We start from the raw sequence: 21,688 nt of genomic DNA, 5'->3' as shown, positions 1-21,688 counted from the left end.
CCGAGCCGCCGCGCGCGGCCGTCAGACCGCGGGAATGGTCGGGAGGCGGTTTCGGCGGCTCGAGACCGCCTCGCGCGCGAGCTCGTCGGCGCGCTCGTTCAGCGGCACCCCCGCGTGGCCGGGCACGTAGACGATGCGCCACGTCTTCCGCGCGGCGAGGGCCGTCTTCACGTTCGCGATGAGCTCCTGGTTCGCCTTCGCCTTCCAGCCCTTCGTGAGCACGCCGATCGAGTACTGCGAGTCGGTGTGCACGACCGCGGTCGCGCCGGGCGGCGCGAGCTCCGCCGCGCGCAGGATCGCGGTGAGCTCCGCGACGTTGTTCGTCGCTTCGCCGAGGTACTCGAAGCCCTCGTGGACCTTGCCGTCCGGCGCGACGAGCACGATGCCGAGGCCCGCCGGCCCCGGGTTCCCCGAGCACGCGCCGTCGGCGTAGACCTTCCACGCGTCCTTCGGGACCGCGTCCGGCGCGAGCGCCTTCTTCGCCGCGTCGGCCTTGCGCGCGGCGGAGCGCTCCTCCTTCGTCGGAGCCGCTTCGCCCGCGACGACGGCGTCGTCCGCGAGGACCTCCGCGCCCGCGACGCGCTCGAGGTTCCCGACCCCCGCGCGGTAGGCCCGCGCGTCGGTGGGCCGGTACCGGATCTCGACGCGTCCGCCCTGCGCGTCGAACGTGCCGTCCGCCTTCACCCGCGCGAGCACCTGCTGCCCGCGCAGCACCGCTTTGATCCAGGGCACGGGATGCGGTGCTACGCCACCCGCTGGGAGAGCACAAGCCGGTGGTACAGTCGGGCCATGGCGGCAAAGCGTCCTCGGCCCGTTGTCCTCATGATCCTCGACGGTCTCGGCGAACGCGCCGAGGTCGACGCGAACGCGGTGCGGATGGCGAAGACCCCCGCGCTCGACGCCCTCTACGCGAAGTACCCGCACGGCCTCATCGGCACGAGCGGCCCCGACGTCGGGCTCCCGCCGGGGCAGATGGGCAACAGCGAGGTCGGGCACCTCAACTTCGGCGCGGGGCGCATCGCGCTGATGGACATCATGCGGATCGACAACGCGGTCGTGGACCACTCGTTCGCCAAGAACGAGGTCATCCGCGGCACGATCGACAAGGCGAAGGCGGCCGGCGGCAAGCTCCACCTCATGGGCCTCGTCTCCGACGGCGGCGTGCACAGCCACATCACGCACCTCGGCGCGCTCATCGACGCCGCGCACGAGCTCGGGGTCGACGTCGTCGTCCACGCGTTCCTCGACGGCCGCGACGTGCTCCCCGGCACCGCGCCCGGCTACCTCGAGACGCTCGAAGGCATGCTGAAGGGCAAGGGCCGCATCGGCACCGTGTCCGGCCGCTACTGGGCCATGGACCGCGACAACCGCTGGGAGCGCGTCGAGCGCGCGTACGAGGCGATCGTGCACGCGAACGCGCCGAAGCAGCCGAGCGCGATCGAAGGAACGAAGGCGAGCATCGCCGCGGGCAAGACGGACGAGTTCGTCGAGCCGTTCGTGGTGGACGGATACACCGGCGTCGACACGGCGCGAGACGCGGCGCTGCATTTCAACTTCCGCCCCGACCGCGCGCGCGAGCTGACGCGGGCGCTCGCGACGGAGGGCTTCACCGCCTTCACGCGCGAGGCCAAGCCGCCCTTTCGGGTCTACGCTTGCATGACGACGTACGACTCGAAGCTCGGATTGCCGATCGCGTTTCCGAAAGAGACGTACCCCGACATCTTTCCGGAGGTGATCGCCAAAGCGGGATTGACCCAGTTTCGGTGTGCCGAGACAGAGAAGTACGCGCACGTGACGTATTTCTTCAACGGCGGCCGCGAAGAGCCGTTCCACGGCGAAGAGCGCACGATGATCCCTTCACCGAAGGACGTCGCGACCTACGACCTCAAGCCCGAAATGGGCGCCGCCGGCGTCGCCGACGCGGTCGTCAAAGCGATCGAGAGCGACGGATTCGACTTCGTCGTCGTCAATTTCGCGAACCCGGACATGGTCGGTCACACCGGCAACCTCGACGCCGCGATCACCGCGGTGGAGGCGGTGGACGCGGGCATCGGGCGCATCGCCGACGCGGTGCGCGCGAAGGGCGGCGCGCTCTTCATCACCGCCGATCACGGCAATTGCGAATTGATGAAGGACCCCGCCACCGGCGCCCCGCACACCGCGCACACGCTGAATCCGGTGCCGCTCGTTTACGTCGACGACGCCGGCGCCGGGCGCAAGATCCGCAGCGGCGGCCGCATCTGCGACGTCGCGCCGACGATGCTCGAGCTGATGGGAATCCCGATCCCGGCCGCGATGACAGGGCACTCCCTGTTTGCCAAATAAGTGTCCGACCTCCGCTTCGGCTCCTACCGCACGACCGAGACGATCGGGACGGGCTCTCTCTCCACGATTTACCGCGCGGTGCAGGAGCCGCTCGGTCGCGTCGTCGCGGTCAAGGCGCTGAAGACGCAGATCGCCGCGACCTCGTCGTTCGGCGAGCAGCTCGAGCGCGAGGCGAAGGTCCTCGCCGATCTCGTCCACCCCAACGTCGTGTTGCTCCTCGAGTCGGGGCGCACGGAGTCGGGGCGGCCGTTCCTCGTCCTCGAGCACGTCGAGGGCGCGTCGCTCCAGGAGCTCGAGGCGAAGGCGAAGAAGAAGATCCCCGTCGCCGTCGCGCTCGCGATCGCGTGCGGCGTCTGCGCGGCGCTCGAGCACGTGCACTCCCGCGGCGTCGTGCATCGCGACGTGAAGCCCGGGAACGTCCTCCTCTCCAAGGCCGGGACGGTGAAGCTCATCGACTTCGGCATCGCGCAGCGCCCGCGCCTCGGGAGCGTGAGCGACGCCGGCATCCCGGAGGGCATCACCGCGACGGGCCGCATGGCGCCGGAGCAGCTCAAGGACGCGTACGGCACGCCGGCCTATATGTCGCCGGAGCAGATCCTCGGCGACTTCGTGGACGGGCGGAGCGACCTCTTCTCCCTCGGCGTCGTGCTCTACCAGATGCTGAGCGGCGCGCGGCCCTTCGGCGACGACACGAAGGGCGCGACGCAGCGGATCCGTCGCGAGGCGGCGCCGAACCTGCGCTCGACCGCGCGCGACGTGCCGCGCGCGGTCGAGCGCATCGTGATGCGGCTCCTCGAGAAGTCGCCGAACGATCGCTACCCTTCTGCCTCCGCGGTGAAGGAGCGCCTCGAGGCCGCGCTCCGCTCCGAGACGCGCGAGGACCCGAGCGCGATCGTGCGCTCCGCCCTCGTCGCGGCCGGTCTCGCCACGCCCGATCCCGCCCCCCCAGAGCCGGCGTCGGCCGAGGCCGCGCCCGTCTCCGCCGTCGCGTCGAAGCCGAAGCCGTCGAAGTCGCGGCCGCCGCGCCGCTCGGTGCCCGCGCTCGCCGGCTTCGTCGCCGTCACCGCCGCCTTCGCGCTCGCGGTCTACGCGAACGAAGGGACGCAGCGCAGCCGCGAGGTGCGCGCCGCCGGCGCCGCCGCGCCGCCGGCGTCGCTCGAGGGCGCGGGCGGCCTCCGCGTCGTCGCGACGCCGTGGGCGTACGTGAAGGTCGACGGGCAGCTCGTGGAGACCACACCTTTCGCGCGCCCGATCGCGCTCGCGCCGGGGAGGCACTGGGTCACGCTCACGCACCCCGAGGCGGCGCCGATCGAGCGTGAGATCACGATCGCGACGGGAGAGACGGTGATGCTCGACGTGACGATGGACCTCGCCGCGGGCGACGCGGGAAAGGACGCGCAAGCGCCATGAAGCCGAAGCACCTCGTCGTCGCCGTGGCGGCGGCGCTCCTCCTAGCCCCCTCGCACGCCGGCGCGTTCACGCACGTCGTCGCGCAGGGCGAGACCCTCGCCCAGCTCGCGATCCGCTTCTACGGCACCCCGCGCTACGAGGCCGCGATCGTCGGCGCGAACCGCCTCGACGCGCACGGCGGCAGCCCGATCGTCGCGGGGCAGCCGCTCGAGATCCCCGCGCCGATGTACCACCGCGTGGAGCAGGGCGAGACCTGGTTCACGCTGTCGAAGACGTACCTCGGCGACGGCAAGCGCGCCGACGTCCTCGCGCGCGCGAACCTCACGATGGCGTGGACGCCCCCGGTGGAGCATCGGGAGATCATCGTCCCCGCCGTCGTCGCGCACCTCGCGGGGGAGAACGAGACGCTCACCGCGATCTCGCAGCGGTACTACGGCGATCCGAACAAGTCGTGGACGATCGCGATCTACAACGGCGGCGACGAGAAGAACCCGAAGAAGATCGCGCGCGGCGACGTCGTCCTCGTGCCGCTCGCCGACATCTCGCTGACGGAGGAGGGGAAGAAGGCGGCCCGCGCCGCGGCGGAGCGCACGCGCACCGAAGGCGGCGGCAAGCCGTACCAGGCGCAGAAGCAGGCCGAGGCCGACATCCCGCCGCTCCTCGCCGACATCCGCAGCGGCCGCTACGTCGACGCGGTCGCGAAGGGCAACAAGCTCCTCGGCTCGGGCGAGCTCACGCGACCGCAGCTCGCCACGATCCATCGCGCGCTCCTCGAGGCCTACGTCGCGCTCGACGCGCCCGGGGCCGCGAGCGCCGCCTGCGCGGCGTGGCGCGCGAACGTCCCGAACGGCGACGTCCGCCTCGAGCCCCGGACGGTGTCGCCGAAGGTCCGCGCGGCCTGCGGACAGCGCTGAGGCGATTCTTGTAGACTCGCCGCCGTGCGCGTCATCGCCGACAAATACGAAGTCCGCGGCGTCCTCGGCGAGGGCGGGACGGGCATCGTCTACGACGCGGTCCGCACCGCCGACGGCGCGTCCGTCGCGCTCAAGGTGATGCACGAGGCGCTCGCGGGCGACAAGCAGATCCGCGGCCGCTTCCAGCGCGAGGCCGCCATCCTCCGTCGCCTCGAGGGCCCGCACGTCTGCACGATCCTCGACTTCGGCGAGACCCCGGGCGAGACGCCGGAGACGAGCCTCCTCTACATCGCGATGCCCAAGATCGAGGGCGAGTCGCTGGAGAAGGTCCTCGCCCGCGGTCCGCTCCCGGTCGATCGCGCGCTCGACGTCCTCCGCGAGGTGCTCGAAGCCCTCGCGTCCGCGCACAAGCAAGGCGTCATCCATCGCGACCTCAAGCCGGCGAACGTGCTCCTCGACAAGGACGGCAAGGTCATCGTCGGCGACTTCGGGATGTCGAAGATCGTGACCGGCACCGGCACCGGCACGACGAACCTCACCGCGCACAACATGTTGTTCGGGACGCCGGAGTACATGTCCCCGGAGCAAGCGCGCGGCGACGAGCTCGACGCGCGCTGCGACGTCTACGCCGCGGGCGTCATGCTCTACGAGCTCATCGCGTGCGAGGCGCCCTTCACCGGCACGACCCCGCTCGGCGTCCTCACCGCGCACCTCACCGGCGACCTCGTCCCGCCGTCGAAGCGCGCCGGCGCGAAGGACCGCATCACGCCCGCGCTCGAGGCGGTCACGCTCCACGCGCTCGCGCGCGATCCGAACCTGCGCTACACGTCCGCGACCGCGCTCTCGGCCGCGATCCAGCACGCGCGCCAAGCGCCCGACGACGTGCACGCGGTGCGCCCGAGCGCGTTCTCGAACGCCCCGACCGGCACGGACGCCTTCGCGGCGACGATCCCGGCGACCTCCGCGCCGCCCGTCGATCCGAACGCCGCGACCCTCCTCGGCGACTCCGAGATCCCGAAGGCCGCGCTCCCTTCGCGCCCGTCGCCGCCGATCACGTCACCTTCGCCGCGCGTGTCCTCGCGCCCCTCGCCCGAGCCGGCGTCGAACAAGGCCTGGATCGCGCTCTGGGTCGTCGTCGTCGTCCTGAGCATCGCCGCCGGCTCCTGGCTCGCGCTACGAAGCTGACCGCCCTTCGAGGGATCCCTCTCCCTCTCGAACAAGCAAGCCCACCCCTCAGCGCACGCAGCGACCGCCGGTCGCCCAGTAGCGCGGGCGTACGCGCTGGTCCGTCACGGCGCCGCCGACGGACGGGTCGTGATCCTCCCACGAGCCGGTCCAGATCCACTTACCGAGGTAGTCGCCGTCCCAGACCGAGTCGAAGACGAGGCCGGCGAGGTCCGCGTGACCGAACTGTCCGTACCCGGTCGGCCGGCGGCCCGGCGCGCCGATGAACACGGAGTTGTCGCAGTTGCCGCCGACGTTGCAGGCCTGACCGGCCGCGTTCGCGTACGGGAAGTAGTAGTTGAACGCGTGGACCATGCGCGAGTCCTCGCTCGTGTTCCCCCACGGGTAGCTCCGGTTGTTGGTCCCGCGCCACGCGGCCTGGACCTCGGCGGAGGTCGGCAGGCGGCCGCCTTCCCAGGCGCAGAGCGCGTAGAGCATCGGGATGTTGACGCAGTTGAGCGCCTTCTCGTCGAGCTGATCGCGCCCCATCTTCGTCGGATCGCCCGCCGTCGCCGGCGCCCACCAAGTCCGCGCGCCCTGACCGGCGATGTAGCAGCCGTCGACGATGCGCTGGCCGGCGATGCGCGGCGACTCCTCGAACACCTCCGCCGGGCCCATGCGCGCGTTCGCCTGGTCGAGGTCCTGCGGGAGGTACGAGAGCCAGGCCTGCGGGAAGCCGCCCGCGCCGGTCATCGCGGCGCGGAGGTTGCCGTTCGTGCGCTCGACGAACGCGCGCATGCGTCCAGCGGTAATGCTGTATTTGTCGAGAGAGATGTTTCCCCCGCCTGCGTTGAACGAGATCGTCGTGCAGCAGCTCTCGTGCTGCACGCCGCCTTCGCCGGTCTCGCCCACGCCGCACGTGTCGCCGCCGAACCGGCGCGTGCAGCTCTTTCGGAGCGCGCACTTGCCGTTGTAGTCGCAGCCGTCGGAGGCGCAGTCGCCGTGCCCCTTGCAGGTCTTGCCCGTCCCGCAGCGCGCCGCGCCGGTGGTGGTGCCGCCGCAGTCGACGTCGCTCTCGTCGCCGTTCTTGACGCCGTCGGTGCCGGTCGGCGCGCTGCACTTCTTCGTGTCGTCGGCGCAGACCTGGCTCGCGCAGTCGGGGCCGAGCAGGCACGCCTTGCCCGTCTCGCAGCGCGGGGTGCCGGGCCCGATGCCGCCGCAGTCGATGTCCGTCTCGGTGCCGTTCTTCACGCCGTCGTTCGCGGTCGGAGAGATGCACTTGGCGTCCTTGCAGACGCCGCTCGTGCAGTCGCCGGTCCCGTTGCAGCCGAGGCCGTCCGCGCATTTCGGCGCGACGTCGCCGCCGCAGTCGACGTCCGACTCGTCGCCGTTCTTCACCCCGTCGGTGGGCGAGGCCGCCTTGCACTTGCCCTCCTCGCAGATCGCGTTCGCGCAGCCCGCCGCGTCGAGGCACGTCTTGCCGTCGGCGCACTTCGGGCTCGACGAGCCGCCGCAGTCGACGTCGGTCTCGTCGCCGTTCTTCACCCCGTCGTCGGCCGATCCCGGCGTGCACTTGTCCGCGGTGCAGACGCCGGACGTGCAGTCCGAGCCCACGGCGCAACCCTTCCCCGCCGTGCACTTCGGCGCGATCGCTCCTCCGCAGTCGACGTCGGTCTCGTCGCCGTTGCGCGTGCCGTCGCGCGGCGTCGCGGGCTGGCAGGCGCCGTTGGTGCAGATGCCGCTCTTGCAGTCGTTCTCCGTCTTGCATCCGCCGCCGACGTCCGCGCCGTTCGGGTTGCCGGCGGGAGGAGGCGTGTTCCCCGCGTCCTCCTTGCCGTCGTCGTCGGTCGCGGTCGGATCGGTCGAGCACGCCGTCGTCACCGCGAGGAGCGCGAGCAGCGCGAACAGAGCGTTCTTCATCGCACAGCAGGAGTGCAATTTTTCGTCCTGTCTGGAATGTGTCCAAAACCCCGAAAAAATCAGGGTGTAGGGCGCTCTCTCCCTGGATCGACGGCGGACCGAAGCGGCCAAGTCGTCGTCCGCCACGTGCGCGGCTCCGTCAACGAGTCGGCGACCTCGCGCGGGGTGAGCGGGCCCTCGCGCGTGGTGAGGCCGAGGCCGCGCGCGAGCTCGCCGACGATCTCCTCCGGCGCGCGATCGAGCTCGCGCACGATCGCGCCGCGCGTGCGCTTCGCGAGGCGCGCCCCGTCGCTCGCGACCACGAGCGGCAAGTGGCCGTACGCCGGGACGCGCTCGGCGCCGAGGAGCTGCATCAGCAAGAGCTGGCGCGCGGTGGAGGCGAGCAGGTCGTCGGCGCGGAGCACGTGCGTCACTTGCTCCGCGTCGTCGACCGCGACGACGAGCTGGTAGGCGAACACGCCGTCGCCGCGGCGGAGCACGAAGTCGCCGACCGACTTCGCGACGTCCTCCTCGACGTGGCCGCGGAGCATGTCGTCGAACGCGACGCGCGCGCGCGCGGGCACGCGCAGTCGGATCGCGGGGTCGCGCTTGAACGTCCGCTTCGGATCGGCGTCGCGGCACGTGCCCGGGTACCGCGTCTCCTCGCCGGCGTGGGGCGCGCTCGCGGCGCGGGCGATCTCGGCGCGTGAGCAGTCGCACGGATAGGTGGGGAGGCGCGCGAGCGCGGCCTCGTAGATCGGGATGCGTGTAGATTGCACGATGGTGGGGCCGTCCCAGTCGAGGCCCAGCCAGGCGAGGTCCTCCGCGATGCGCTCCGCGGAGCCGCGCACGACGCGCGGCGTGTCGATGTCCTCGAGGCGCAGGACGACCCTGCCGCCGTGCGCGCGCGCGTAGGCCCACGAGGCGAGCGCGGTCCAGGCGCCGCCGACGTGGAGGTCTCCCGTCGGCGATGGCGCGAACCGCGTCGCGATCATGCCCTCAGGATACGACGTTGTCCGCCGGCGCGAACGAGAGCACGGCGAAGCGGCGGTCGGCGTCGAGCCAGCGCCCTTCGAGGCGGAGGCCCGCCGCGCGCGCGAGCCGCTCCGCGCCGGCGAGGTCGTATTTGTACGAGTGCTCGGTGCAGATCGACTCGCCGTCCTCGAACGCGATGACGTGCTCGCCGAGGCGGACCTCCTGCGCGCGCGCGCTCACGAGGTGCATCTCGATCCGTCCCGGCACCGGCGCATAGAACGCGTAGTGATGGAAGGCTGCGAGGTCGAAGTCGGCGCCGAGCTCGTCGTTCATGCGGCGGAGCACGTTGCGGTTGAACGCCGCCGTCACGCCGCGCGCGTCGTTGTAGGCGGCGTGGAGGACGGACGGATCCTTCTTCAGATCGAACCCGACCACGACGCGGCCGTCCGCGCCCGCCGCGCGCCGGAAGCGGCGGAGGAGCTGCTCCGCCTCGGGCGGATCGAAGTTGCCGATCGTGGAGCCAGGGAAGAACACGACCGTGCGCGTGCCCTCTTCGCTCCGCGACGGCAGCGCGGTCGTGATGTCCGCCGCGTACGGCGAGACGCGGAGCCACGGGAGCGCCGCGCGATGCTGCGCCGCCGCGTGCGCGAGGTGCTCGCCGTCGATGTCGACCGGCACGTACTCGCGGCAGCGATCGGGCCCGAGCGCGGCGAGGAGGATGCGCGTCTTCGTTCCGCTCCCCGCGCCCGGCTCCACGATGCGGCACGGCCCGAGGCGATCGGCGATCTCGGCCGCGCGCTGCTCGAGGATCGCCGTCTCCGTGCGTGTGACGTAGTACTCCGGCAGGTCGCAGATCGCGTCGAAGAGGCGCGAGCCCTCGAGGTCGTAGAAGTACTTCGGCGAGAGCCGCTTCGGCCGCGCGCGCAGGCCCGCGAGCGCGTCGGCGAGGAACGGATTGCGCTCGGCCGCCGGCGCGGAGCAGGAAGAGGTGCCGTCGAGAGGGGTCATGCGCCGTCCTTTGCCAATCGAATGCCGCTGAACTGCCAGGCGGCGCTCGGCGGGAAGAAGTTGCGGTACGTGGTGCGCGCGTGGCCACGCGGCGTCGCGCAGGAGCCGCCGCGCAGCACCATCTGGCTCACCATGAACTTGCCGTTGTACTCGCCGAAGGCGCCCTCGAGCGGCGCGAAGCCGGGATACGGCGCGTACGCGCTCGCGGTCCACTCCCACGCGTCGCCGAGCATCTGGGTGAAGCCCTCCGCCGCCACGCGCGGGTGGAGGTGCCCGTCCTCGACGAAGCCGCCCGGCGTCGCGTCGGCGGCGGCGTGCTCCCACTCCGCCTCGGTCGGGAGGCGCGCCCCGGCCCAGCGCGCGAACGCGTCCGCCTCGTAGTAGGTCACGTGCGTGACGGGCTCCGCGTCGTCGATCGCGCGCTCGCCGTCGAGGGTGAAGTGCATGCCGTCGCGCCAGTACAGCGGCGCGGCGTGCGCGCCCGCCTGGATCCACGCCCAGCCCTCCGAGAGCCAGAGCTCCGGCTTGCGATACCCGCCGCTGGCGACGAACGCGCGGTACTCGCCCGCGGTCACGAGCCGCGTCGCGATCCGGAAAGGTGCAAGATACACCTTGTGCCGCGGGCGCTCGTTGTCGAACGAGAACGCGGAGCCGCGGTGGCCGATCTCGGCGACGCCGCCCGCGAAGTCGCGCCACGCGAGCTGCGGCGCGGGGCGCGGCGCGGGCGAATGGCCGCGGCGGTACGCCGGCGCGAGCGGGTTCTCGGAGAGGAGGTGTTTCACGTCGGTGAGGAGGAGCTCCTGATGCTGCTCCTCGTGGTGAAGGCCGAGCTCGAGCGCGGCGCCGACCTCGGCGAGGCGCGGCGACCCTTCGAGGGCGGCGAGCCGCTCGTCGATCGTGCGGCGATAGGCGAGCACCTCGCGCGCGGTGGGGCGCGTCAAGAGCCCTCGCTTCGCGCGCTCGACCCGCTTGCCGACGCTCTCGTAGTACGAGTTGAAGAGGTAGTCGTTCCGGGGGTCCACCGGCTCGAAACCGAGCGCGCCCAGCACGAAGCGCTCGAAGAACCAGGTCGTATGCGCGAGGTGCCACTTCACCGGGCTCGCGTCCGGCATCGACTGGGCGACCCAGTCTTCCTGCTCGAGCGGCTCCGCCAGCGCGATCGTCGCTCTCCTCGTCGTGAGGACCCGTGCTACGAGTCCGGCGAGGTCTTCGATCCGCCGGTGCATCGACGAGCCATAAACGCGCCTCTTCCCTACGGCAACCCTCGTGACCATATGCGACGGTTTGCTGCGATCCTCGATCCGAGATGACAAACCTCTCGCGACGTTCCGCGCTCAAGATCGGCGGCGCTGCGATCGCGGTGATCGGCGCCGGCTTCGTCCTCTTCTATCGGCCGTACCCTCCCGACACGACGCCGGAGGGCGCGTACATGCGCGTCGCGCGACACGTCGGCGACGACGATCCGCGCGCCTTCTTCTCGTACATCGAGCAGGAGGCGATCTGGGCGTGTTACACGCTGCGCGACGTTCGCAAGAAGGCGCGCGACCTCGTGCTCGCGAGCTATCCGGCGCCGCAACGGGACGAGCTCGCGCAGGCCTACGCGCCGTTCGCGGAGGCTCCCGACGGCGCCGACGTCTTCGCGCACCTCTACCGGACGCGCGGCTGGGGACGCCGCCTCCGCAAGGACCTCTCCGGCGTCGCGCACGTCGATCGGGACGGCGATCGCGCGAGCGTCGTCACGGTGAAGAACACGCGCTGGCCGTTCAAGCGCCGCGACAACGGCATCTGGGGGATCATGATCTTCACCGCCGAGCTCCTCGCCGACGCGGAGAAGGCCTCGCGCGATCTCGCGGTGGTGGAGGCCGCGGCGAAGGACTACGAGAAGCTCAAACAGGCTTCGCCGTGACGGGCGCAGGACCGAGGGGACGGACCAGTCCGTAGGGGTTGGGCACGAACGCGTCGCGCCATCCCTGCTCGATCGCGGCGCCGAGCGTGAAGTGCGGGTTCGCGAGGTGCGGCCGCGCGAGCGCGCAGAGGTCGGCGCGGCCGGAGAGGACGAGGGTGTTGATCTGATCGCCGCTCGAGATGCCGCCCACCGTGATGGTGGGGACCTTCACCTCGTTCCGGATCATGTCCGACCAGTACGCCTGGTACATGCGCCCGTAGAACCGCGGCCGCGCCTCCGGCGACGTCATGCCGGCGGAGACGTCGATCACGTCGGTGCCGCGCTCCGAGAGCGCGCGCGCGAGCACGAGCACGTCGGCGTCGGTGATGCCGCCCGCGATCCAGTCCGTCGCCGAGATGCGCACGCTGAGCGGCTTGTGCTTCGGCCACGCCGCGCGGACCGCCTCGAGGACCTCGAGCGGGTAGCGCATCCGATCTTCGATCGGCCCACCGTATTCGTCTTTGCGGACGTTCGTGAGCGGCGAGAGGAAGCTCGCGAGGAGGTAGCCGTGCGCCATGTGGACTTCGATCAAATCGAAGCCGGCGTCGTCTGCCATCTTCGTCGCGCGGACGTAGTCGGCTTTCACCGCGTCCATGTCGCCGCGGTCCATCTCGCGCGGGACCTGGCTCTCGGGATAATAGGGAATCGGAGACGCGCTGATGATTGGCCAGTTGCCGTCGTCGAGCGGGCGGTCGCTGCCCTCCCACGCGAGCTTCGTCGACGCCTTGCGGCCGGCGTGGCCGAGCTGCATCCCGATCTTCGCCGGCGTCATGGCGTGCACGTTCTGGACGATGCGCCGCCACGCCTCGAGGTGTGAGTCGAGGTACATGCCCGCGCAGCCGGGGGAGATGCGGCCCTCGCGCGAGACGTCGGTCATCTCCGTCATCACGAGGCCGGCGCCGCCGAGCGCACGCGCGAGGTAGTGCGTGAAATGGAAGTCGTTGGGGAGCCCGTCCACCGCCGAGTACATGCACATCGGCGAGACGACGACGCGGTTCGGGAGCACGAGCTCGCGCAGCGAAAACGGCGTGAACATCGCCGGCGCGTCCTTCGGCGCGCTCGGCGTCCGCGCCTCGTGCCACGAGCGCACGTGCTCGGCGAAGCCCGGATCGCGCAGCTTCAGGTTCTCGTACGTGATCCGCTTGCTGCGGGTGAGGAGGCTGAACGCGAACTGGGTCGGGTCCTGCTCGCGGTAGCGCTTCACGTTCTCGAACCAGAGCAGCGAGTCCTGCGCCGCCTTCTGCGTGCGCTCGACGATCGGCCGGCGGTCGACCTCGTAGGCCTCGAGCGCGCCGGAGATCGAGTCGGTCGCGACGAGCGCCTTCACGAGCGCGATCGAGTCTTCCATCGCCAGCTTCGTGCCCGAGCCGATCGAGAAGTGCGCGGTGTGGGCGGCGTCGCCCATGAGCACGACGTTGCCGTGGCTCCAGCGCTCGTTCTTGATCGTGGGGAACTGGTTCCAGGTCGAGCGATTCGGCAAGAGCCGCTCGCCCTTCAGGTGGTGCGCGAAGAGCTTCTCGCAATACGCGATGCTCTCCTCGGTCGAGGCCTTGTCGAGGCCGGCGGCGAAGAAGGAGGCCTCGTCGCACTCGACGATGAAGGTGCTCGTGTCCGCGTCGAAGCGATAGGCATGCACCTGGAACATGCCATGATCGTTTTCTTCGAAGTAGAACGTGAACGCGTCGAACTTCTTCTTCGTCCCGAGCCAGATGTACCGCGCGGACCGGAGCTCGATCGACGGCACGAACGCCTCGGCGTGGCGTTCTCGTATCTTCGACTTCACGCCGTCGCACGCGACGACGAGGTCGGCGCCCTCGGTGAATCGGGTGTAGTCGTCGACCTCGGTCCCGAAGCGCAGCGTCACGCCGAGCTCGCGGCAGCGGTCCTGCAGGATCTCGAGCAGCTCCTTCCGCGCGATGCCGGAGAACCCGTGTCCGTCCGAGCGGAGGCAGGCGCCCTTGTAGTGGATGTCGATCGCCGTCCAGTGCGCGAAGCTCTGCGTGATGCGCTCGTGGGTCGGCCGATCGTTGTCCTCGAGATACGACAGCGTCTCGTCCGAGAAGACGACGCCCCACCCGAACGTCACCCCCTCCGGATTCCGCTCGACGATCGTGATGTCCGCGTCCGGCCGCGCCTTCTTGTAGAGCAGCGCGAAATAGAGCCCCGCAGGCCCACCCCCAATACAGACGACTTTCATCCCGAGCCTCGTTCTCGACCAGAGGCTCTACCACACACAGAACGTTGCGTCGTGAAGGGGCCCCCCGAACGCGGCCGCCACAGCGGGCCGTGTTCGGGGGGCGGGGATGTCGGGGGCAGAGCCCCCGACGTTGGGTACGAGTACCCTGCTCAGGCGGCGGCGAGGAGCCGGCGGAGCTGGACGCGCATCAGATCGAAGCTGGGCGCGTTCAGACCGCGTGCACGACGCAGCATGAACAGAGCATGGTGGACCTCCGCCTCATCCGGCTCTCCCGCATCGTGGTCGTCCAGGAGGTTCCGATCCTTGGCGAGCGCGATCGCCGCCGTGAGCTCGTCACCTTCTGCCGTTTCCAGATACTGGAGCGCCTCCTCGAGCGAGATCGCATCGAGGGACTTGATGATGGGTTCAGAAACAGGGGTCATCCCATTACCTCTCGAGCCGCGGGACTCGCGGCCGTTCGTAACAGTGGCATCGCCGCGAACGACGATGGCTAGAGGCGCGCTCCGCCGTGAGGAGGAGCACGCGCGGTTTGCATGCGTCCCTGCCGCGAGCGAACCCGCGAGCACGAACGCCGAAGACGCGACGCAGGACGCCGGAGCGTTCGCAGCGTCTACTCGTGATCCGTCCGCTGCCCGTCGGGGAGGCGCGGCCGAATCCCCTGCACACAATGCGGGGCCCCGAAGGGAACAACGCGAGGGCTGTTTCTTCGGGGTGGGTGTCGGGCGAAACCCGACGATGAGGAGAGCTCCCATGTAGGAGCGTCGCGGGTCCCGCCGCGTACGGCCGAGCTCGGCGCCTGCGCTGCCACCGTGAGAAGCCGCCGCGCCCGGGTTCGGGCGCTGCATCGCGGTGGGGCAGGAATCGTTCGGCATTCCCCTCAGTTCCGGGACACAACCGCGACCGTAGGCCGGATTTTGTCCCCAGGTTTTATTGAAGTTACGCCCTGACCGCGACCACGACCACTTTTCTTGCGAAATTAGAGGAGCCGATGTAGGCGGACGCACTTCTTGTCTGAGGTGCAATCTCGAGGCCTGGGTACTCAAGGTCGGGGGCTCTGCCCCCGACACCCCCGCCCCGCGACCACGGCCCTTCTCGACGCCCCAAGCGGCACATGGGTGGCGGCCGCGGTCGCGGGGCCCTTCTCGACGCGGCAGTTTGTTTGCGGCAGTTACTTGGGGTTCTGGAGCGCGTCTAGCTCGAGCCAGCGGGCCATCATGCTGCCGGCGTGTTGGGCGTAGTCGATGCGGAGCTGCCAGTCGACGGGGCTGCCTGGCAGGGCGCCGCGCACTGCCACAGGATCGGCGAACAGGTAGGTGGGGCCGGGGTGGAACTGGTGCCGGAGCACGAAGGCGAGCGCGCGACGGAGCTCGAGGTCGACCTCCGCGATCTCGGCGGTGCGCTTCTCTTGGAGGAGCACGGCGAGCAGCGCGCCGGCGGCCTCGCCGCGGCTCGCGGCCGGCGTCACGCGCGGTGACACGAGCGGGCTGAAGCCGAAGGCGCCGTCCGCGTCGAACGGCGTGTCCTTCGCGTCGTACTGCAGGCGGCGCTGGTACTCGTGCCACCGCGAGCAGAACCTGAGCGCGTCCGGGTTGGGCGCGCGGTCCCAGAGCTCGGCGACGGCCTGACAGGTCCAGTGCTCTTCGCTGTAGTAGTAGCGGCTCCCGAAGAAGCTCCAACCCGCGCCCGAGATGCGCGCGAGCAGCTTCGTCGCCGCCTCGAGGTCGCGAGGATCCTCGCGGACCGCGTGCGCGCGCGCGAGCCCGAGCGCGGCCTCGCCGCTGTAATAGAGGACCTGCGTGTCGATCGGCTGCTTCTTCACGCGATCGTAGAAGTGCATCAGCTCGCCGTCGGGTCGCTGCTGGCTGCGCAGGAACGCGGTGAGCCGCGCGATGTCGTCGCGATACGAGCGGTCCGCCTTCGTGCGGACGATCTCGGTGAACGCGATCAGCGCGAGCGCGCTCGAGCCCACCTCCGCGACCGGCTGGTCCTCGGTGATGCACCCGTGGTCGCCGCAGAGCCGCGTCATCTCGTTGCGCAACCGCCCGGCTGCGCGAAGGCACGCCCGGCGCACGAACTCGTCGTCGAGGATCGCCGCGGCTTGCGCGAGGAAGAACGTGGTGCCGGAGTGACGCGGCCAGTTGTAGCCGGGGAGCGTGTTGTTCGTCGCCGCCTCGATGAGGTAGCGGTAGCGTCCTTGACCGTCGACGTTGCGCGCGAGGTGCGTCGCCGCTTCCTTCAGCGCGTCGCGCACCGTCTCGCGCGTCAGCGTCGCCGCTTCGATGCGGGGGCGCGCGTCCGGCGCCCTCGATGCGTCGCGCGCGAGCGCCGGCCGCCAGGGCCTGCGTTCGAAGCGCACGCGGCGAAACGATCCGCGCGCGAGGAGCTCGTCACCTTTCACGCCGAGCTGCTCGCCGAGGACGTCGAGCACGAGCGCGCGGTTCACGCCCCAGCCGAACCCCTGCTCGACGATGATGTGCGCGCGGTCGTAGGCCTGCACGCTCAGCAGATCGTCGACCGTGGCGTACGCCGTCTTGCCGTCGAGCGTCGCCTTCACGCCGTCGCGTCCCGGCACGAGGTTCACGTCGAACGGTACGCCGCTCATGACGATCGGGCCCTCGCCGGTGATCTCCTCGGTCGCGACGTCGACGCCGCTGGGCGCTCCCGTCATCTCCGGCTCCGGCTCCGTGCGCACGTCGCGCGCGATGCGCTTGCCGCGCTGCCACGACGTGACGACGTACACGGGCGCGCTCGGCTTCGCGAGCGCCGACCACTCCTGCATCCCGATCAGGAGGACCACGAGGAAGACGGCCCACCCGATGAAGAACCGCTTCAGCGTCGCGCGGTTCACTTCTTCTTCCGCTTCTTCTTCGAGCTCGCTTCGGGCTCCGCCTCCTCGGCCGGCGGCTCCGGCGGTTCCGGCTCCGGCTCCGGCGCCGGTGGCTTCGCGGCGCGCGGGCCGAGCCACGCGAGCTCCACCGCCGGGAGCACGACGACGTACGGGAGCACGAGCGCGCCGACGAGGCCGAAGACGATCGCGCCGCCGACGCCGATCTGCCCGTAGACGCCGCTGAGCCAGCCCGCGGTCCCGAAGATCGCGGTCACGAGCGCGAGGCCGAGCACGAGCACGATCGCGGCCGCGACCCGCGTCAAGGTCTCCGCGATCGGCATCTTGCGGAGGAGCGTCACGCCGGACGCGAGGAGGAGCGCCGAGACGATCACCGCGCCGCCGTCGACGACCCACCACCGCGTAGGGAGCAGCCGGAACACGCCGCCCGCCACCGCGAGGGACACGAGCACGTTCGCGGTCCCGAATCCGATCCGCGCGCGCCGATCACGAGCTTCGATCGCCATGAGGTCAGAACTGACCATAGATGAACGGCTCGGCCTTGGCTGCAGCCGCGAAGTGCAACACCCACGCGCAGACCGCGAGCGCGACGCCCTGCGCCACCGCCGGCGCTCGCACGAAGAGGTCCTTCAGCTTCGAGAACGCGCGCGAGGGACCGATGAAGTGGGTCACCATCCCGAGCACGAGGACGCCGACGACGCGCGCGGAGAGGTTCGGGCTCGCGAACGAGAGCTTGCCGAAGCGGGAGAGGAGCGCGGTCGCGTGGAGGAACGAGGGCGCGCGGAAGAAGATCCACGCGAAGCAGACGAAGTGGAACGTCGTGAAGACGGAGAGCACGCGCCGCGGCGTCCACACCACCGGCGCGCGCTGGATCTCGGCGCCGCCGAGGGCGGTCGCCTTCGCGACCATGTCGGCGCCGATCGGCTCCACCGGTCGCTTCACGTGATGGCGCCGCTGCCAGGCGCGGTTCACGGCGAGGGCGCCGCCGTGGAGCGCGCCCCAGATGACGAAGTTCCAGGACGCGCCGTGCCACAGCCCGCCGAGCACCATCGTGAGGAGCAGGTTCCGGTACGTCGCCCAGGTGCCGCCGCGGTTGCCGCCGAGCGTGACGTAGAGGTAGTCGCGGAGCCAGGTCGAGAGCGAGATGTGCCAGCGGCGCCAGAACTCCTGGAGGTCGGCCGAGGTGTACGGCGCGTCGAAGTTGCGCGGGAGCTCGTAGCCGAACAGCTTCGCGCTCCCGATCGCGACGTCGGAGTAGCCGGAGAAGTCCGCGTAGATCTTGATCGCGTACGCGTACACGCCGACGAGCGTCTCGAGCGACGAGTAGCGCTCGGGGTTGTCGAACACGCGGTTGACGAGGTTCAAGCCGAGCGTGTCGCCGATCACGATCTTCTTGAGGAGCCCGGTCGCGATGAGGAAGAGGCCCTCCGCCTTCATCGCGTCGGAGGCGACCGGCTCGGCCGCGAGCTGCGGGAGCATCGACTTCGGCCGGACGATCGGGCCCGCGACGAGGTGCGGGAAGAAGCAGACGAAGAGGAGGTAATCGAGGTAGCGCGTCGCGGCGGGGATCTCGCGGCGGTAGACGTCGATCGTGTAGCTCATCGTCTCGAACGTGAAGAACGAGATCCCGAACGGGAGGACGAGCCGCAGGTGCGCGGGCTCGACGTGCACGCCGGCCCAGCCGAGCACGGTCGCGACCGACTCCGTCGCGAAGTTGAAGTACTTGAAGATGGAGAGGACGCCCAGGTAGTAGACGATCGAGCAGAGGAGGAGCGCCTTGCGCTTCCGCGGCGACTCGGTGCGGTCGAGCGTCTTGCCGATCCAGAAGTCGAGCGTGCTCCCGCAGAAGATGATCGCGACGCACAGGATGGTCCAGCCGAGCGGGCCGAACGGGACGTCTTGCTCCTTCGCCGCGTCGAAGGTGCCGACGAAATAGAAGACGTAGCTCGCCAACATCAAGAAGAGCGGCCGCAGGAACGGCCGGCGACGCAGCGCCCAGAACACCACGTAGGTGACGAGCAGGAAGACGCCGTAGGTCGGGCTGGCGAAGAGCATGCGGCTGCGCGCTGTCACGACAGCGCGTAGCCGTATATGTCAGCGAGCGCGGCGAATGGGCAAGGAGACGGACACGAGGAGCCCGTAGAGCGCGCCCGCGGCGACGATCGGACCGGCGAGCGTGGCGCGCGTGGCGAGGACGAAGACGATCGCCGCGCTCGTGAAGTACACGACGCTCCAGATCGCGAGGGCGGGCCACTTTCGCAGGTTCCGCGTGACGTTGCCGAAGAGGCCGCCCGTCAACGTACCGGCCGCCGCAGCGGTGGCGTAGGCGAGGCCGAGGGTCGCCTCGAACGAGACGCCGCGCACGGCCGCGGCGCGCTCCATCGCAGCGGCGAGCCCGCCGCTCGCGATCGCGTGGACCAGCGCGAGCGCGAGCCCGCCGGCGACCGCGCCGGCCACCGCGCCGGCCATGGCGGGAGAGATCCGATCGGGGCGGTGCGCCTCGATCGGCGCGGCGTCGCTCGACTCCATCCATTCCGGTTCGTCGGTGTTCGTGAGGTTGGCCATGGTGCCCATGTCGGAGAGCACGGCGCGGGCCGGCCGGCGCCAAGAGTTTGCGGCCTTCGTCGCCGGCGCTTAGAACGGTGTCGTGACGACGCATCCGCTCCTCGGCAAGACGTCCGCTGCGGTCGGCGTGATGCTCGTGTTGCTCGCGATCCCCTACGCGACGCCGAAGCTCGAGCGCTTCCGCGTCGCGCGCGCGCCGTGGTCGCCCCCGCCGAACGAGATCGACTCCGAGCCCTCGAGCGCGGGCGGGGGCGCGGGCGCGGCTCCTGCGCCGGCGCCGACGCAGGGCGAGACGAAGCTCGAGGCCTCGAAGAACGAAGGCACGGTGACGAACGCGCTGCCGGAGAAGCCCGCCCTCGCGCCGCCGTCCGCCGCCGACCTCGCGAAGACGAAGGGCTCGCTCGCGATCGAAGACCCGACCCACCACCTCGACGCGTTCTACGCGCGGCTCGCGAAGACGAAGCGCAAGGAGACGGGGGCGGTCACGCGCATCGAGCACTACGGCGACAGCGTCATCACGAGCGATTACATCTCGGGGACGATGCGCCGGAAGATGCAGGCCGAGTACGGCGACGCGGGGCACGGCTTCATCCTCGTCGCGAAGGCGTGGGACTGGTACTTCCACAACGACGTCGTCCAGGGGGCGGGGGAGGGCTGGACCTCGAGCCGCATCACCGGACCGTTCAACCGCGACCTCGCCTACGGCGTCGGCGGCGTCAGCTTCGTCGGCTCCCCCGGCGCGGTCGCGTGGTACGGCACCTCGAAGGGCGAGACGTTCGGCAAGAAGGTCTCCCGATTCGATGTATATTACATGGAGACACCGAACGGCGGCGACGTCGAGCTGAAGGCCGAGGGCAAGACGGAGACGTTCTCGACGAAGGGCGACGCGAAGACGTCGAGGGTCCACTCGTTCTCGGTCGTCGACGGCGAGAGCAAGATGACGCTGCGGGTGGTCTCCGGCTCACCGCGGCTCTTCGGCGTCGCGCTCGAGCGCGACGTGCCGGGCGTCGTGTACGACGCGCTCGGGGCGAACGGAGGACGAGGCGCGCTCCTGGGAGCGATGGACGGCGCGCACTGGAAGGAGCAGCTCGACCTCCGCGATCCCGCGCTCGTGATCCTCAACTTCGGCACGAACGAGAGCGAGGGCGGGATGGCCGATCGTGAGGAGTACGAGAGGACGCTCCGCGGCTTGATCGACAAGGTGAAGGGCGCGGCGCCGAACGCGAGCGTGCTCGTCGTCGCGCCGCTCGATCGCGCCGAGAAGGGCAAGGACGGAGAGCTGCGGACGAAGCCCGTGATCAAGAAGCTCGTGGACGCGCAGCAGAAGGTGGCGGCGGAGGCGGGGGTCGCGTTCTGGAACACGTACGAGGCGATGGGCGGCGAAGGCTCGATGGCGCGCTGGGTGAAGAAGGGCCTCGCGGGCAGCGACCTCACGCACCCATCCCCCGCCGGCGGCGAGGTCCTCGGCGACCTCCTCTTCAAGGCCATCACGAGCGGCTTCGAAGCCTGGGCGATCGCACCTCATCCGTCGAAGCCCCTCCCCAATTGAAACCCAACCCTCGCCCGCGCCAGCGCAGCGCGGCGCCCCAGCGAAGCTGGCGGCGGCCGCGCGCAGCGCGGCTGCGAGACCAGCGAGCGGGGTGCAGGGGCGCAGCCCCTGCGTTGAAGCGTTGAGACGCGAAGCGGGGCGTGCGATCGTCTCGGGTCCGATGCCGGCCGACCCGCCCGATCGTCCTTCGGCGCGCCCGACCGGGCCTCCGCCGAAAGAGGACATGCAGGAGTCGAAGCACACGCGCGCGACGAAGCCACCGACGCGGCGGCAGACGATGGAAGTGCAGGTCGCGTGGCTCGAGACGCGCCCGGATCCGGTCGTCACGCAGGGAGTCGCGGAGGGAGTCACGGAGGAGGTCTCGCAGGAGGCGACGCCGCCCGCGGCTCCGGTCGCGGTCGACGTCCCGCCCGAGCTGGACGATCGCGCGGTGCCGGTGTCGCGCCCGCGCCCGCCGCGGCCTCCGCGGTTGCCGGGCGCGAAGCACACGCTGCCGCCGATGCCTGTCATCCCGTCGCCGCCGACCAAGCCGCCACCTCCACCTAGGCGCATGACGCAAGAGGTGGAGATGAGCTGGGTCGAGATCGTCGACGAGAACCTCACGGAGGAGGACCTCCTCCTGGACGAGGAGCTCCCCGATCTGAGCCCACAGGGCGACGAGAAGCCAGAGATCACGAAGGTCGAGGCCGCCCCAGCCTCGACCCAGCGCCTCGAGGCCGAAAAGGCCGCAGCCCGCCGCGAAGCCCTCGCATCGCCGAGCACACCGCGTGTGGCGACGACGCCGGTCACGCCCACCGCGCCGGTGACGCCCGCCGCTCCCCCGCCCGCTGCTCCGGCCCGGCCCGCCGCTCCGGTCACGCCAGCTGCGCCGGCGACGCCCGCTGCGCCCGCC

At 70.7% G+C, this 21,688-nt stretch carries 18 protein-coding genes; 7 read left to right on the top strand and 11 right to left on the bottom strand.

Annotated elements, in window-relative coordinates:
* Positions 1–21: 21 nt before the first annotated feature.
* On the bottom strand, positions 22–732 hold the full coding sequence (locus KF837_43515; protein MBX3234242.1) for a ribonuclease HI: 711 nt from the start codon (positions 730–732) through the stop codon (positions 22–24).
* Between the two features lie 57 nt (positions 733–789).
* Between KF837_43515 and gpmI the strand changes: the two genes are divergently transcribed.
* From gpmI to KF837_43495, 4 genes are read left to right on the top strand one after another with little or no spacing between them, the layout of a single operon-like run.
* Positions 790–2,325, top strand: coding sequence for a 2,3-bisphosphoglycerate-independent phosphoglycerate mutase (gene gpmI / locus KF837_43510; protein MBX3234241.1), 1,536 nt, complete (start codon positions 790–792; stop codon positions 2,323–2,325).
* A complete protein-coding gene (locus KF837_43505) occupies positions 2,326–3,735 on the top strand; it encodes a serine/threonine protein kinase (protein ID MBX3234240.1) in 1,410 nt (469 codons plus the stop codon).
* The gene (locus tag KF837_43500; GenBank protein MBX3234239.1) at positions 3,732–4,649 is read left to right on the top strand and encodes a LysM peptidoglycan-binding domain-containing protein; all 918 of its coding nucleotides are present in this window, start codon (positions 3,732–3,734) and stop codon (positions 4,647–4,649) included. The genes KF837_43505 and KF837_43500 overlap by 4 nt, the downstream gene beginning before the upstream one ends.
* A 24-nt stretch (positions 4,650–4,673) precedes the next feature.
* Positions 4,674–5,834 (top strand): serine/threonine protein kinase, encoded by a 1,161-nt coding sequence (locus KF837_43495; GenBank protein MBX3234238.1) that lies wholly within the window; start codon positions 4,674–4,676, stop codon positions 5,832–5,834.
* A 48-nt stretch (positions 5,835–5,882) separates the two neighbouring features.
* Here KF837_43495 and KF837_43490 read toward each other — a convergent pair whose 3' ends face one another.
* The 4 genes from KF837_43490 to egtB are packed head-to-tail and all read right to left on the bottom strand — an operon-like array spanning position 5,883 to position 10,921.
* A complete protein-coding gene (locus KF837_43490; GenBank protein MBX3234237.1) occupies positions 5,883–7,733 on the bottom strand; it encodes an SUMF1/EgtB/PvdO family nonheme iron enzyme in 1,851 nt (616 codons plus the stop codon).
* Between the two features lie 59 nt (positions 7,734–7,792).
* Positions 7,793–8,707, bottom strand: a complete 915-nt coding sequence (gene gluQ / locus KF837_43485; GenBank protein ID MBX3234236.1) for a tRNA glutamyl-Q(34) synthetase GluQRS — start codon at positions 8,705–8,707, stop codon at positions 7,793–7,795.
* Positions 8,708–8,711: 4 nt separating this feature from the next.
* Positions 8,712–9,695, bottom strand: coding sequence for an L-histidine N(alpha)-methyltransferase (egtD, locus tag KF837_43480; protein MBX3234235.1), 984 nt, complete (start codon positions 9,693–9,695; stop codon positions 8,712–8,714).
* The gene (gene egtB, locus KF837_43475; GenBank protein MBX3234234.1) at positions 9,692–10,921 is read right to left on the bottom strand and encodes an ergothioneine biosynthesis protein EgtB; all 1,230 of its coding nucleotides are present in this window, start codon (positions 10,919–10,921) and stop codon (positions 9,692–9,694) included. Before egtB ends, egtD begins: the two co-directional genes overlap by 4 nt.
* Positions 10,922–11,001: 80 nt before the next feature.
* Between egtB and KF837_43470 the strand changes: the two genes are divergently transcribed.
* Positions 11,002–11,601, top strand: coding sequence for a hypothetical protein (locus tag KF837_43470; protein MBX3234233.1), 600 nt, complete (start codon positions 11,002–11,004; stop codon positions 11,599–11,601).
* Here the strand turns inward: KF837_43470 and KF837_43465 are convergent.
* The 6 genes from KF837_43465 to KF837_43440 all read right to left on the bottom strand — a co-directional run bounded on the left by KF837_43465 (position 11,582) and on the right by KF837_43440 (position 19,247).
* Positions 11,582–13,822: a bifunctional salicylyl-CoA 5-hydroxylase/oxidoreductase gene (locus KF837_43465; GenBank protein ID MBX3234232.1), complete on the bottom strand. Its 2,241-nt coding sequence runs from the start codon at positions 13,820–13,822 to the stop codon at positions 11,582–11,584. The two genes, KF837_43470 and KF837_43465, sit on opposite strands and share 20 nt — an antisense overlap.
* Before the next feature lie 164 nt (positions 13,823–13,986).
* Complete coding sequence (locus tag KF837_43460) at positions 13,987–14,259, bottom strand: hypothetical protein (protein ID MBX3234231.1); 273 nt, start codon at positions 14,257–14,259, stop codon at positions 13,987–13,989.
* A 746-nt stretch (positions 14,260–15,005) separates the two neighbouring features.
* Positions 15,006–16,685, bottom strand: a complete 1,680-nt coding sequence (locus KF837_43455; protein MBX3234230.1) for a hypothetical protein — start codon at positions 16,683–16,685, stop codon at positions 15,006–15,008.
* Complete coding sequence (locus tag KF837_43450; protein ID MBX3234229.1) at positions 16,682–17,188, bottom strand: hypothetical protein; 507 nt, start codon at positions 17,186–17,188, stop codon at positions 16,682–16,684. The genes KF837_43455 and KF837_43450 overlap by 4 nt, the downstream gene beginning before the upstream one ends.
* Positions 17,189–17,192: 4 nt before the next feature.
* Positions 17,193–18,755: an MBOAT family protein gene (locus KF837_43445; protein ID MBX3234228.1), complete on the bottom strand. Its 1,563-nt coding sequence runs from the start codon at positions 18,753–18,755 to the stop codon at positions 17,193–17,195.
* Between the two features lie 21 nt (positions 18,756–18,776).
* Positions 18,777–19,247, bottom strand: a complete 471-nt coding sequence (locus KF837_43440; protein MBX3234227.1) for a hypothetical protein — start codon at positions 19,245–19,247, stop codon at positions 18,777–18,779.
* Positions 19,248–19,329: 82 nt separating this feature from the next.
* Between KF837_43440 and KF837_43435 the strand changes: the two genes are divergently transcribed.
* Both KF837_43435 and KF837_43430 read left to right on the top strand, forming a co-directional pair.
* Positions 19,330–20,796 carry a hypothetical protein gene (locus KF837_43435; GenBank protein MBX3234226.1) on the top strand — a complete coding sequence of 489 codons (1,467 nt, stop codon included), beginning with the start codon at positions 19,330–19,332 and terminating at the stop codon, positions 20,794–20,796.
* Positions 20,797–20,956: 160 nt separating this feature from the next.
* Positions 20,957–21,688, top strand: a 732-nt coding sequence (locus KF837_43430) for a hypothetical protein (GenBank protein ID MBX3234225.1), incomplete at its 3' end; no start/stop codon positions are given.

The organism is Labilithrix sp., from assembly GCA_019637155.1.
In the GTDB taxonomy this organism is placed as follows: Bacteria; Myxococcota_A; Polyangia; order Polyangiales; family Polyangiaceae; genus Labilithrix.
Note: the sequence above shows the minus strand (reverse complement) of the source record. Positions and strands in the feature narration are given on the sequence as shown.